This is a genomic window from Serratia sp. FGI94 (assembly GCF_000330865.1).
Classification (GTDB): Bacteria; Pseudomonadota; Gammaproteobacteria; order Enterobacterales; family Enterobacteriaceae; genus Serratia_B; species Serratia_B rubidaea.
Genome location: NC_020064.1, coordinates 517,419 through 530,746, shown reverse-complemented (window position 1 = coordinate 530,746; position 13,328 = coordinate 517,419). Strand labels below are relative to the sequence as shown.

15 protein-coding genes and 1 tRNA gene are annotated in these 13,328 nt (G+C 55.2%); 11 read left to right on the top strand and 5 right to left on the bottom strand.

Going from position 1 to position 13,328, the window contains the following annotated elements:
• Nucleotides 1-2: 2 nt before the first annotated feature.
• The 5 genes from dptF to D781_RS02350 all read right to left on the bottom strand — a co-directional run bounded on the left by dptF (nucleotide 3) and on the right by D781_RS02350 (nucleotide 3,593).
• Nucleotides 3-1,652, bottom strand: coding sequence for a DNA phosphorothioation-dependent restriction protein DptF (dptF, locus tag D781_RS02370; protein ID WP_015670707.1), 1,650 nt, complete (start codon nucleotides 1,650-1,652; stop codon nucleotides 3-5).
• 291 nt (nucleotides 1,653-1,943) lie between these two features.
• Nucleotides 1,944-2,369 (bottom strand): hypothetical protein, encoded by a 426-nt coding sequence (locus tag D781_RS02365; protein WP_015670706.1) that lies wholly within the window; start codon nucleotides 2,367-2,369, stop codon nucleotides 1,944-1,946.
• Nucleotides 2,370-2,482: 113 nt separating this feature from the next.
• Nucleotides 2,483-2,833, bottom strand: a complete 351-nt coding sequence (locus D781_RS02360) for a DUF1493 family protein (RefSeq protein ID WP_015670705.1) — start codon at nucleotides 2,831-2,833, stop codon at nucleotides 2,483-2,485.
• The gene (locus D781_RS02355) at nucleotides 2,827-3,270 is read right to left on the bottom strand and encodes an STM2901 family protein (protein WP_015670704.1); all 444 of its coding nucleotides are present in this window, start codon (nucleotides 3,268-3,270) and stop codon (nucleotides 2,827-2,829) included. Before D781_RS02355 ends, D781_RS02360 begins: the two co-directional genes overlap by 7 nt.
• 238 nt (nucleotides 3,271-3,508) lie before the next feature.
• Nucleotides 3,509-3,593, bottom strand: a tRNA-Leu gene (locus tag D781_RS02350).
• 399 nt (nucleotides 3,594-3,992) lie between these two features.
• On the opposite strand from D781_RS02350, the gene D781_RS02345 reads away from it, so the two are divergent.
• From D781_RS02345 to D781_RS02295, 11 genes are all read left to right on the top strand, one after another.
• Nucleotides 3,993-4,760, top strand: a complete 768-nt coding sequence (locus D781_RS02345) for a DeoR/GlpR family DNA-binding transcription regulator (RefSeq protein ID WP_015670703.1) — start codon at nucleotides 3,993-3,995, stop codon at nucleotides 4,758-4,760.
• A 56-nt stretch (nucleotides 4,761-4,816) separates the two neighbouring features.
• Complete coding sequence (denD, locus tag D781_RS02340) at nucleotides 4,817-5,773, top strand: D-erythronate dehydrogenase (protein ID WP_015670702.1); 957 nt, start codon at nucleotides 4,817-4,819, stop codon at nucleotides 5,771-5,773.
• A 2-nt stretch (nucleotides 5,774-5,775) separates the two neighbouring features.
• Nucleotides 5,776-7,161: a gluconate:H+ symporter gene (locus D781_RS02335; RefSeq protein WP_015670701.1), complete on the top strand. Its 1,386-nt coding sequence runs from the start codon at nucleotides 5,776-5,778 to the stop codon at nucleotides 7,159-7,161.
• Nucleotides 7,162-7,449: 288 nt separating this feature from the next.
• On the top strand, nucleotides 7,450-8,247 hold the full coding sequence (locus tag D781_RS02330) for a winged helix-turn-helix domain-containing protein (protein ID WP_015670700.1): 798 nt from the start codon (nucleotides 7,450-7,452) through the stop codon (nucleotides 8,245-8,247).
• Nucleotides 8,244-8,762: a FidL-like protein gene (locus D781_RS02325; RefSeq protein ID WP_015670699.1), complete on the top strand. Its 519-nt coding sequence runs from the start codon at nucleotides 8,244-8,246 to the stop codon at nucleotides 8,760-8,762. The genes D781_RS02330 and D781_RS02325 overlap by 4 nt, the downstream gene beginning before the upstream one ends.
• 501 nt (nucleotides 8,763-9,263) lie before the next feature.
• Entirely contained in the window at nucleotides 9,264-9,542 is a 279-nt protein-coding gene (locus D781_RS02320; protein ID WP_015670698.1) for a BMC domain-containing protein, read from the top strand.
• A gap of 23 nt (nucleotides 9,543-9,565) precedes the next feature.
• Entirely contained in the window at nucleotides 9,566-9,850 is a 285-nt protein-coding gene (locus tag D781_RS02315) for a BMC domain-containing protein (protein ID WP_015670697.1), read from the top strand.
• A 13-nt stretch (nucleotides 9,851-9,863) separates the two neighbouring features.
• Nucleotides 9,864-10,142, top strand: coding sequence for a BMC domain-containing protein (locus D781_RS02310; protein WP_015670696.1), 279 nt, complete (start codon nucleotides 9,864-9,866; stop codon nucleotides 10,140-10,142).
• A gap of 89 nt (nucleotides 10,143-10,231) precedes the next feature.
• Nucleotides 10,232-11,824 carry an acetaldehyde dehydrogenase (acetylating) gene (locus D781_RS02305; protein ID WP_015670695.1) on the top strand — a complete coding sequence of 531 codons (1,593 nt, stop codon included), beginning with the start codon at nucleotides 10,232-10,234 and terminating at the stop codon, nucleotides 11,822-11,824.
• Nucleotides 11,825-11,847: 23 nt separating this feature from the next.
• Entirely contained in the window at nucleotides 11,848-12,105 is a 258-nt protein-coding gene (locus D781_RS02300; RefSeq protein ID WP_015670694.1) for a EutN/CcmL family microcompartment protein, read from the top strand.
• A gap of 12 nt (nucleotides 12,106-12,117) precedes the next feature.
• Complete coding sequence (locus D781_RS02295) at nucleotides 12,118-13,326, top strand: 1-propanol dehydrogenase PduQ (RefSeq protein WP_015670693.1); 1,209 nt, start codon at nucleotides 12,118-12,120, stop codon at nucleotides 13,324-13,326.
• Nucleotides 13,327-13,328: the final 2 nt, after the last annotated feature.

Genomic DNA, 13,328 nt, shown 5'->3' with positions numbered 1-13,328 from the left:
TTCTAGCCCTCCATACCGCTAATAGTGATCATGTCGTCATCCGCCTTTGCGCGATAAACCCGCTTTCCGCCATCATAAAATTTAATTTCATTGCTAGATTTAGCCTGCTCTGCAATCAAATCAACAATTTCATCTAGCAATACAATGGCATTTTTATCGTATTTATTCGGACGATACCCATTATTTATCTTGTCCAATAGTTCAAAAAGATTAAGCCCGACATGGATATGTGGCAGTGGATTCACCCCAACTTTTAAATAAACATCGAAGCCAGTTGGGTGGGCCGTCTGTTTATTGCGGATGGCATCCCAATCAGGTTTAACCTCTACCGGTGCGGTTATCTTAACCCCACCGAACTCCCCCAAAAAGAACTCTTCTTTTTGCATACTTAATTCAGGCGCTTTGCGGTTCGCATAGCGCTGGATACCCGCGATAAGTTCGAAAATATAGAAGCGATTCAGTGACCTTTTTTGCTCCGGATCTGCTGTGTAATTTTTATGCAGATGCCAGATTTCTGAGTAACGTTCAAACAACGATTCGTTAAAGAACACGGAAAATCTCCGATGATAATCATTCCCCAGCGATTCGTGTTGTAGCAGCCAAAAAAGACGGACCAATGAGGTTGCGTCACCAGGTTTAACACACTGGCGGTCCAACTTTATGTGCAACGTCTCAAGTGCGACTAAAAAATCGTCAAGATCTGCATCGGCCAGCCCAAGCTCATAGCGTAAAATAAACTGATCAAGTTCATAAGTATGCAATCTGGCGGGATCGAAATCAGAAACCTTTTTAATCAGATCATTTTCTACACCAGTGAAAAGGTTATCAAATAAGTAACCAGGCCCCATCAGCAGATGATGCAAAAAATCCAGTAACGTTCTGGTTGTTACAAACTGATCTTTAATTAACCGAGCTTTAAATAACTGCGTAATTAAAACATTCTGTACGCCAGGCAAGCAAAGTAGTTTAAAGTTCGCGACCTCTTTCAGGTCAGGGCTCACAGATTCATCACGTCGGAAAATAAAATAGAATAAATTACCCTCATCATCACGAGTTAAATTATCTAATAGTTCTTTAATAAATGATGAGTATTGTTTATTTTCGTCAAATTTGAATTTAGGATAATGTTCAAAATCAAAAAAAGTACAATTTTCGTTACGATAAGGACGGTTTGCGTTCTGCTGAATAGATAAAAAAGAGTCAATTGCAGACCGGAGCTCATAGTGGCATTCAGCACCTTCTCTGCCAAAATTTGCGAGCATACCGGTGTTGATGCCGATGAGAAGCGGAGATGATTGCTGATGGTGATTCGAAAATAAATCATTCAATGCATCAATAGCTGATTGTCGAGGTGCAAAGCTATGCGTGGCATCCATATAGAAACTAAATCGCTGCTGATAACGAGGATCAGACTGGCAACGGGTTAAAATTTCGGACTTTCCATCCCCACTACTTCCGCACAAAAAAATGATTTCACCGGGCTTAGCAACATCCAAATGACGTTGCAAATCAACTTCAATCTCTTGTTTTACAAATAGTTTTTCCTTTAACTCATCGAGTTCATCCTTTTTTCTATTTGTCACCGTGGTAACGGAGAAAGAGGATGACTTCGCAAGTACACTCAATGCTTGACGTAATGTGATCGCACTCATAACCGCAGGGTCCCTAAGGAAGAATAATACCCATTCTATATAATTATGTATGTTCTCTCCACCGAGCATTTAACCACTTCTGTGAAGTAATATAATCACTCGTGGTAATAATACTCAGACTATATTATTTCGATAGACAATCCTAGTCTGACTCCACGATAGGGCTTCCACTGCCGGAGTCTGTAGGAATAGCAGAGCATGTCCTAGCAGAGAATGTTATATCTTCACTCGAAAACGCTCAATAAAACATCACAACAAATTGGTTATACACATAAAAAATACATTATCAATTCAATTACTCACCTCAAACCGAAGATGTGGCATTTGTGTTTCCCCATTCCCCTCATAAACCACAGAGTTACTAAAAGAAAACACCCGGCCACTGTACTTGATATTGATGGTATCGCCATCGGCACTGACATTTGCAGCGCTGCCCGCTGCAACCAGAAATGGAACCTGCTTTGCAAGGCTGGCGTTCACATTTCCCTCCAGCTTCCCGGATAAATAGTAGCGGTAAGAGTTTGCTACGGTGGCTCCACCGCCTGAATATTCCGTGATATAGAGCCAGGTGCTGTCGCTAAGCTGTTGCGAACTCATCAACCGGGTACCTGCCAGCTCATCCCCATCAGCATTGAGCATCACAAAGCCAATAACAACGATCAGCAAGACGGCGGTCAGGGCATAATGAAACCACTTAATAACCGTTTTCAACGGCATATTTGGCGTCTTCCTTTATCCAATACTGTTCCATGAGGTCGACCACATAGGGAGATCTTTACACCATATTCCCCATGCCAATATTGATACCTGCTATCACGGCATGATTAATATTAATCATAAATCCACCGCCCAGCCCTCGCCGACTCCACCAGCATTTGAATCGTCAGAGGTTTCGGCTCTACATCAGGCACTTTTTGAGATTTAGGACGCAGAAAATTAGGCCACAATCCTTTCTCATAAGGCCAATACGTCAGGAAGTTAAAGTCACGGCTATCCACTTTAAACCGCTCAAAATAATCCTGCATAATTTCATCCCCGGTCTCCCGCGCCCAGGGATATTTACCGGTAGAAAGGCTGGTTTCCAACGTTAGAACGGGCTTGCTTTTAGCAAAGAGCGGCTTGGTATTATAGGTGCTTTCATACCATTCCAGCACCGCCTCTTCTATCGAGTCCTTCACCATAGCTTGTCACCCTCCCTCGCTATCAGGTTGAAGTTGCGAGTGGCTTTCCATGCAATCTGCATAACATCATTCATAATGAAAACAATCCCAAGAATAGGGATCCAGCGACCGACAAAAGCGCCAAGATTATTCACATAAGAGAACTTCAAACGTTTGATGCTCTCGGTTGTCAGCGTAGGCCATCGTGACACACGAATTTTTAACCATCCCCTAAGGTTTTCACTCAAAATAGAGGTCCCCTTGGTTGTGTTGGCTGGCTTTCCCCGCGTGTTTTGTGTCGGCTGCCCTAAAATAATCAAGGCGAGGACTGCAACGTCTTTAACATCAAGCTGTTTTTGAGCCTCTTCCAAAAAGATAAAGAAAAATAACTCTCCAGCGGTAAGGTTGAACATCCCTTTGTAAAAGTAGGTATTGCCCAGCTCTTCAACAGTATCCATGTTGTTAATGCCTCCTGCACACAGTGTATCCATACCTTATCTGGTGAATTAATGTTCGTCCAGCGTCAAGATCCCATTGTATTCAAATAGAAACATCTGCATCTGTAGGCGGGAGTTTGTTGGGAGAAAGCGGAGGGAGGAGAGGAACTAACACCGCAGAAAAACAGCAGCAACACCAAACTCCAGGCACAAAAAAACCACCTCTCGGTGGCTTCTTGTTGCACTGCTACTTGCTAGATGGTGCCGAAGGCCGGACTCGAACCGGCACGTATCTCTACGGTTGATTTTGAATCAACTGCGTCTACCGATTTCGCCACTTCGGCACTGAAGTAGAATGCGGAAAACGGGTGCATTATACCTGCCAGCTACTAGGGCGCAACAGTTATCGCCGATTCAACGCGTTAAGTGCCGAAAAAATCAGCGTAGCCCGGCGGCGCGCCGATCGCGCCCTTCTCTGCCACTTGTCCCCCCTCCCCGCCGCTGACAAAAGATGTTAGCCGTCACATTATTTATCACAGCGTTTTGTGCACGCCTTTTTATCAGCGATATTTAATTAAATAACCTATTTTCAACCAATTAACCACCTACCCGCCATCCATCACCTGCGCGTTATTTGTGACAAGTATCGCTTACTTGTTAAACCAGATCGTCAACTATCTTCGCTGATAACAAAAAATAACAGCCGCGCGTTCTGCAGGCGTCAGCGGCCAACAGGAGAGAGCATGATCCCATCCGAACGCCGCGATTTTATCTATCGCTACGTGCATGAATATCAGCTGGTGCCCATCGCCGCGCTGACGGAGCTGATGAGCGTGTCCCATATGACGGTGCGGCGCGATATCCGCGTGCTGGAGGAAGAGGGCAAGGTGGTCAGCGTCAGCGGCGGCGTGCGCCTGAGCGACGCGCTGCGGCAGGAGCTGGCCTACAACGAAAAAATGCAGCTGCACCACCGCCATAAGCGCGCCATCGGCAAATACGCCGCCAGCCTGGTGGAGGATGGCCAGGTGGTCTATCTGGACGCCGGCACCACCACCTTTGAAATCGCCCGCAACCTGGCGGAGCGCTTCAACCTGACGGTGGTCACCAACGACTTCTCCATTATCCAGCACCTGATGAACCGCCCGCAGCTCAGCCTGTTTCACACCGGCGGCCAGGTGGACCAGCGCAACTACTCCTGCGTCGGCAACAGCGCCGCCATGCTGCTGCGTACGCTGAATATCGACGTGGCGTTTATCAGCACCAGCTCCTGGGATCTGGAGCACGGGCTGTCGACGCCGCATGAAGAAAAAGTGCTGGTGAAACAGGCACTGCTGGAGGTGGCGCGCCGGCGGGTGCTGGTCTCCGACAGCAGCAAGTTCGGCAAATACGGCATGTTCCGCGTCTGCCCGCTGGAAGCGCTGGACGACATCCTGTGCGACGCCGCGCTGGCGGCGGAAACCCAGCAGCAACTTAACGATCGCGGGCTGCGCCTGCACTGCGTCAACCTCTGAGACACGTCACACAAGACACAGCAACCATAACAACACTAGGGAACAGGAGTATCACCATGAACATTATTATTACCGGCGCCGCCGGCTTCCTCGGCCAGCGTCTGGCCGCCGCGCTGCTGCAAAACAACGTCCTACCGTTCGAACGGCTGATCCTGGCGGACATAAACACCCCGCGCCCGCCGGTGGAGGATGCGCGCGTACGCTGCGTGGCGCTCGATCTCAGCCAGCCGCAGGCGGCGGAATCGCTGATCGACGCCGACTGCGGCGTGCTGTTCCATCTGGCCGCCATCGTCAGCAGCCACGCCGAAAGCGACTTTGACCTCGGTATGCAGGTCAACTTCGACGCCACGCGCCAGCTGCTGGAGGTCGCGCGCCGCAAAGCGCCGGCGATGAAGTTTATCTTCACCAGCTCGCTGGCGGTGTTCGGCGGCGAGCTGCCAGCGCTGATCGACGACGGTTGCGCGGTAACGCCGCAGTCCTCCTACGGCACGCAAAAGGCGATGTGCGAACTGCTGATCAACGACTACGCGCGCAAAGGCTTTGTCGACGGCCGCGTGCTGCGCCTGCCGACCATCAGCGTGCGGCCGGGCAAGCCGAACAAGGCGGCCTCGTCGTTCGCCAGCGGCATTATCCGCGAACCGCTGCACGGCGAAGCGGCGGTGTGCCCGGTATCGCCGGACCTGACGCTGTGGCTCTCCAGCCCCGGCCGCGTGGTGCAGAACTTTATCCACGCCGCCACCCTGCCCGCCAGCGCCTTCGGCATCTCGCGCACCGTCAACCTGCCCGGCATCAGCGTCAGCGTGCGCCAGATGCTGGCGGCGCTGCGCGAGGTCGCCGGCGAACAGGTCAGCAATCTGGTGCGCTTTGAGCCGGACGAGGCGATCAACCGCATCGTCGCCAGCTGGCCGGGCAACTTCGACGTGCGCCGCGCACTGACGATGGGCTTTGGCGCCGATGAAGATTTTCAGCAGGCGATCCGCGCTTTCCTGCGCGATGAGCAGGGCGAGGGCTGAGCATGGAATTATATATTCCGATTATCGGTCTGGCGGTGGCAGTGTTCGTGCTGGTATTTCTGGTGCTGCGCACCCGGGTACATGCGCTGATCGCCATGCTGATCGCCGCCTCCATCGCCGGCATTTCCGGCGGGCTCAGCGCGGTGCAGACGGTGGATACCATCACCAAGGGTTTCGGCTCCACCCTCGGCAGCATCGGCATTGTGATCGGGCTGGGGGTGATGATGGGCCGGGTGCTGGAAGTCTCCGGCGCGGCGGAGCAGATCGCCTACAGCTTTATCAAATGGCTGGGTAAAAAGCGCGAAGAGTGGGCGCTGGCGATCACCGGCTATATCGTCAGCATTCCCATCTTTGTCGATTCGGCGTTCGTTATCCTCTATCCGCTGGTGAAGGCGCTGGCCAAAAAGGGCCAGCGTAACCTGCTGACGCTGGGCGTCGCGCTGGCCGGCGGGCTGATCATCACCCACCACGCGGTGCCGCCGACGCCGGGGCCATTGGGAGTGGCCGGCATCTTCGGCGTCGATATCGGCGCGATGATGCTGGCTGGCCTGACGCTGGCGGTGCCCTGCGTGATCGGCATCGTGCTCTATGCCCGCTGGCTGGGTAAGAAGTACCCGGATTTTCAGCCGGCGATGGAGGACGAAGCGCCGCAGGATCTGCGCGCCGCCCACGATAACTACCTGGCGGAAAAAGGCGCCAAGGCGCTGCCGGGGCTGACGCTGTCGCTGCTGCCAATCGTCACGCCGATCGCGCTGATCTTTATCAACGCGGTCAACGGCATGCTGGCGAAGCTCGACGGCTTCAGCGGGCTGACGGACAGCCTGTGGGGACAGACCTTCGCCTTCCTTGGTTCGCCGGTGATTGCGCTGGCGATCAGCGTACTGCTGGCGGTCAGCTCCCTGATGCCGAAGGTCGATAAACAGCAAACGCTGGAGCGGCTGGAAGAAGGGCTGCAGTCGGCGGGGATCATCCTGCTGGTGACCGGTGCCGGCGGCGCGCTGGGCGCGGTGCTGCGTGAAAGCGGCACCGGCAACCTGCTGGCGCAGCACGTCGCCAGCCTGCCGCTGTCGCCGGTGCTGATCCCGTTCTTTATCGCCACGCTGGTGCGGCTTATCCAGGGATCCGGCACCGTGGCGATGATCACCGCCGCGTCCATCTCCGCCCCCATCGTCAGCCAGCTGCCGGGCATCAACATGCTGGCGGCGGCGCAGGCGGCGACCATGGGCGCGCTGTTCTTCAGCTACTTTAACGACAGCATGTTCTGGGTGGTGAACCGCATGATGGGCATCAAGGACGTGAAGCAGCAGATCATGGTGTGGTCAGTGCCCACCACCATCGCCTGGGCGATCAGCCTGGTAGGGGTCGTACTGCTCGACTGGCTGCTGTAACACATCAGGGTGGGCGTTACGTTTAACGCCCACCCTGGCTTTAAGAAAAATCTTTACTATCAGATTGTTATACCGAAAATGTGAACCAGCAGGCATAATCGCCGCTTGTCACGCCCCCGCCGGGAAGGGGCTTGACCTCGATCAAGTCCCCCCCGCTGGCCGCTGGCTATGATTCGCAGCATCATAGTTAACAAACCGATAAATCGCCCTATATCGCGCTGAACACCATGGCCGGCAATACCGGCTGTAGCGGGTCAATGGCGAGCTATCAACAGCCAAGGGGCGATAATGAAATACAGAATCAATGCCTTTCTTGATTATGACGCCACCGAAGGTTCACTGCGCCTGAACGACGACGGCAAGTCCGATACCCAACTCACCATCACCGCCAACGCCCTGCTGTACTTTATTATCCAGCATCCCGGCATTATCAGCCGCGACGACGTCATGAAGCGCGTCTGGGACGATAACGGCCTGGTCTCTTCCAACAGCAACCTCAACCAGTACCTGAGCATGCTGCGCAAGGCGTTCCGCCGCTACGGCATCGACAACGTGATCGTCACCGTGTCGCGCGGCCGGCTGGAGCTGAACCCCGAACTGCAGATAGAGGTGATTGACGACGCGCCGCTGCACCCCGCCGTGCTGGCTGCAGAGCCAGCGCCGCCGACCGCAGAGCAGCCGGTAAGCACGCCGCCCGCCGTCGCCGGTGAACATGACCACTACTGGGGCTACAGCGGCGCGGCGCTGGTGCTGCTTGCCCTGGCGCTGTTCTGCTGGTCATGGGCCAACGGCCGCAACTTGACGCCGCTGCGCTTTTCACAGGTGGCACAGGAACCGTTCGAGGTGTTCTCCACCGATGCCATGCTGGATCCGCGCATGCGCGAAAATTACCGGAAAAACTTTATCGCGGTGAAGGAGAAAAAGGGTATCAGGCAGCATAACGGCGAGCAGTTCCTGTTCTTTTACGGCGATAAGCTGCAGTCCAACGGATTAGGACGCACTTTTCTCGCGCATTGCGTCAAGCATCAGGATAATTCGTTCAGCTACTGCGATAACTATTTTTATTACTCATGGAAGGCAGTATGAAAAAATTAGTCTGGGGAAAATGTTTTTTCTTCGGCTCTGTGCTGTTGCTGCTGCTGGCAATATTTGTCGCCGCCCGGCACGAAGCCATCTGGCGTAACGATCTATTAAACTGCTCCACCAAAGCGATTATGCATTTTGAAGATACCGAGACCGAATCCGTCAACGTTAATATTCATTTCAGCTTTAACGCCGATAATAAAGGTTCGATCGTGGTAGAAGGCTATTCCAACTCCGCAGCCGGCTGGCTCTATTTACAGCGCTATGTGCTGTTTGATTACACCAGCAAACACGTCTCACCCGGCACCCGCTATTACCGCATCCACCGCTGGGAGGCCAGCAAGTCCTCCATCGACCAGTCGCCAGACGTAATTTTCGACTACTTTATGCGGGAAATGTCAGACAGTCACGACGGTCTGCTGCTGGCGGTGGAGCAAATCAACCCGCGTACCGTCCTGCTCAGTTCGATCAACTCGCCGCTGTATATCTGCACGCTGAAGCCCGGCGCGGCCCGCTGATCCTCTCCCCTTTTTCCCTTTAACAGCGGCGGTGCTTACCCGGGTAGCACCGCCGTTTTTCGGTTGTACCGCAACCGCTTCCCCTTGCTCCGCCGCGCCCTCCCCGCAGCCAACGCCCGCCGATCCACTCCGGGCCGGCACTGCGGCCGGGCAAAAACTTGCGCTGGACCACACTCTTCGCCCCACCCGATGACCGAAAAAATCCTTCTGATAACAACTTTATTAACAAGCTTACAGCGGCGAAATATGAAACAGCGCAGCCGTGGTTTTTCACCAGTAAGCACAGCTATTACCCACATTAAAATCAGCATCAAAAAATAAATTAACGGCCAAACAAGCGTGAAACTCAGAACTTAAAACTAAATATAAGGCGCATATTGAATTTATATTTTGCACTATTACTTAAGGGGTATAGTGCCTGTGACTGGCCGTTCAGGGGCTGCTGGCCCGCGGCGCAGTCGGGTGATGACCCCATCAACTGACTTTGTGGAGGAAACAATCATGGGTGATGCATTAGGTCTGATCGAAACCAAAGGCCTGGTGGCCTGTGTGGAAGCAGCGGACGCCATGTGTAAGGCAGCCAACGTGGAATTGATTGGTTATGAGAACGTCGGTTCCGGCCTGGTAACCGCCATGGTGAAAGGCGACGTCGGCGCGGTGAAGGCGGCGGTCGACTCCGGGGTGGAATCGGCGCAGCGCGTCGGTGAAGTGGTGACTTCGCTGGTGATTGCCCGTCCGCACAACGACATCAACAAAATCGTCATTAAGCACAAAGCATAACGACCTGAATCGGGAGAACGATCATGGGTGACGCATTAGGATTGATTGAAACCAAAGGGCTGGTGGCCTGCATAGAAGCCGCCGACGCCATGTGTAAAGCGGCCAACGTCGAGCTGATCGGCTATGAGAACGTCGGTTCCGGCCTGGTGACCGCCATGGTGAAAGGCGACGTCGGCGCGGTGAAGGCGGCGGTTGATTCCGGCGTGGAATCGGCGCAGCGCGTGGGTGAAGTGGTGACCTCGCTGGTTATCGCCCGTCCGCACAACGACATTCAGAAAATCGTCGCGCAGTACAAAGTCGCCGAATAACCAGGAGCCGTAGATGAAAGACGCACTCGGATTGATCGAGACCAAAGGGCTGGTGCCGGCAATTGAAGCCGCCGATGCCATGTGCAAGGCCGCCAATATCGCGCTGATCGGCTATGAGAACGTCGGTTCCGGCCTGGTGACCGTGATGGTAAGAGGCGACGTCGGCGCGGTAAACGCCGCGGTGGAATCGGGCATTGAGGCCGCCGGGCGTATCGGCTGCGTGGTCTCTTCGCGGGTGATCGCCCGTCCGCATAACGATATTGAAAAAATCGCCGCCAAACATAAAACCTGAAAATAACCGAGAACACATTAAAACAAGATAGGCATTATTACCTTACCGCCGAGAACACCTATTAATTTCCTATTCAGGGGAATAGACTAATGACGACATTAGATCCGGATTTACAATCCATTCAGCAGGCGAGAAATTTAATTCATAACGCCAAACAGGCGCAGAAAATATTTGCCGCCTACTCGCAGGAAAAGATCGACGAAATTATTAAACAGATTGCGCAGTATGCCGCACAGCATGCGGAAGAGTTGGCCAAGCTGGCGCATGAAGAAACCGGCTTCGGTAATTGGCAGGATAAAGTATTAAAAAATATCTTCGCCTCCGAGAAAGTTTATTCGCACATCAAAGCGATTAAAACCGTCGGTATTCTGCACGACGATCAGGAAAGCAAGGTGATGGACGTCGGCGTACCGCTGGGCGTTATCACGGCGCTGGTACCTTCCACCAACCCGACCTCCACTATTTTCTACAAAACGCTGATTGCCCTGAAGGCCGGCAACGCGATTATCTTCTCTCCGCATCCGAACGCCCGCCAGTGCAGCCAACGGGCGATTGAGATCGTCAAGCAGGCCGCCCTGCAGGCCGGCGCACCGGCCGGCATCGTCGACGGGCTGACCCAGCTGACGCTGGACGCGACCAAAACCCTGATGCACAGCAAAGACGTGGCGCTGATCCTGGCGACCGGCGGCGAAGGCATGGTGCGCGCCGCCTACAGCTCCGGCACGCCGACCATCAGCGGCGGCCCGGGCAACGGCCCGGCGTTTATCGAGCGCAGTGCCGATATCAAGCAGGCGGTCTGCGACATCATTACCAGCAAAACCTTCGATAACGGCGTGATCTGCGCTTCTGAACAGTCGATCATCGTAGAAAAATGCATCTATCAGGATGTGCACCGCGAGCTGCTGGCGCAGGGCGCCTACTTCCTGAATGACGACGAGGCCCGCCGCCTGGCCAATATCCTGCTGCGGCCGAACGGCATGATCAACCCGGAAATCGTCGGCAAAACCGCGATCTACCTCAGCGAGCGCGCCGGCTTCAACGTGCCGCCGGACACCCGGGTGCTGGTTGCCCTGCAGGACAGCGTGTCGCGCAGCAACCCGTACGCCCGCGAAAAACTCTGCCCGGTGCTGGGGCTGTATATCGAAGAGGACTGGATGCGCGCCTGCGACCGCGTGGTTGAGCTGCTCACCAACGAAGGTCTGGGGCATACGCTGGTGATCCACACGCAGAACCAGCAGGTGATCCGCGAGTTTGCGCTGCAAAAACCGGTGCACCGCATCCTGATCAACACCCCTGCCGCGCTGGGCGGCATCGGCGCCACCACCAACCTGATACCGGCGCTCACCCTCGGCTGCGGCGCCATCGGCGGCGGCTCCACCTCCGACAACGTCGGGCCACTGAACCTGATCAACATCCGCAAGGTCGGCTACGGCGTGCGCAGCATCGACGATCTGCGTCATCCCACACGGCCAAGCCGCGGCCAGGATCACAGCACCAGCATTTTTGCCGACTCGCGCTTCCAGCAGGGATCGCAGGCCACCGCACCGCAGCCGCCGAGCGCTCAGGCCGATGACCGTTTCGGTGCCGTAAGCCCAGCAGCAGCGTCGCAGGCAGCCAACGACATCAACGAAGAAAACGTCGAGCACATTATCAAAGCGGTACTTGGCCGTATGTCCCGGTAACACATCAATAAAGGGTGATAACCATGATTCTCGCAAGGGTGACCGGACACGTGGTGGCCACACAAAAAAGCGACGAACTGCGCGGCAGCAATCTGCTGTTGGTAACGGCGTTGGGGGATGACCTACAGGCCATCAAGGACCGGACCTATGTGGCGGTCGACAGCGTCGGCGCCGGGGAGGATGACCTGGTGCTGGTAGAAGAGTATTTCGCGCTGAATAAAGACCGCTACAAGGCCATGTCGATCGTCGCCATTGTCGAGAAGGTTCACCGGGAGCGTTAAGAGGAAGCAGGCATGAATGAATTTCTGATTAAGCCAAAAATCCATTTCGGCGCGGATGCCCTGAACGCGCTGCGGGATCTGCCCGGCCGTTCGGCGTTTTTGGTGACGGATCAGGCGATGGTGAAGCTGGGGATGGCGCAGCAGGTGACGCGTCTGCTCCAGCAGCAGCAGGTGCGCTGCCGCCAGTATGACAGCGTCGCCTCCGATCCGGATATCGCCGCCATCGTCAGCGGGATGAAGATGATGGACGACGACTACCCCGAGCTGATTATCGCTCTGGGCGGCGGTTCGGTGATCGATGCGGCCAAGGCGGTGATGTACACGCTGTGGCACTGTCGCCAGGAGCGTCCACGCCCCTGCTTCGTTGCAATCCCCACCACCAGCGGCACCGGTTCCGAGGTCACCAGCTTTTCCGTCATCAAATCGCGCAGTGAAAAACTGGTGCTGGTGGACGAGTTTATGCTGCCCGACGTCGCCATTCTTGACCCGCAACTGGTGGCATCGGTGCCGCCGGTGATTACCGCCGACACCGGCATGGACGTACTGTGCCATGCGCTGGAGGCCTATGTCTCACGACGCGCCAGCGACTTCAGCGATGCACTGGCCGAAAAGGTGGTGCAGCTGGTGTTCCATCATCTGCTGCCCTGCTACCAGCAAGGCAGCGACATGCTGGCGCGCGAGAAAATGCATAACGCCTCCTGCATGGCCGGCATGGCGTTCACCAACGCCTCGCTCGGGGTGACCCACAGCATGGCGCACGCCCTCGGCGGCATGTTCGGTGTGCCGCACGGGCGGGCCAATGCGCTGCTGATGCAGGAAGCCATTGCCTTTAACGCCGAGCTGGACGGCGAGTGCGCCACCCCCGCCGCCCAGAAATACGCCGCGCTGGCGCGCCTGCTGGCGCTGCCGGCCGCCAATACGCGTGAAGGGGTTAACAGCCTGCTGGTGGCGATCGCCACGCTGAAACAGGAAATGAACATGCCGGCTAGTCTGTACGCCGCCGGGCTGGACGAGCACCGCTTCCAGGTCTGCCTGAACGAAATGGCGCACCAGGCGCTGCATGACAACTGCACGCCGACCAACCCGCGGGCGGTCAGCCTCGCCGACCTGGAGAGCATGCTGCGCCGCGCCTATCGCGGCGGCGGTAACGGCAACGACCCATCATCAAGCTTACGGACTTTGCGCGACAACGTGCAAGGCGAAGGAATCAGGAGAGATTGAAC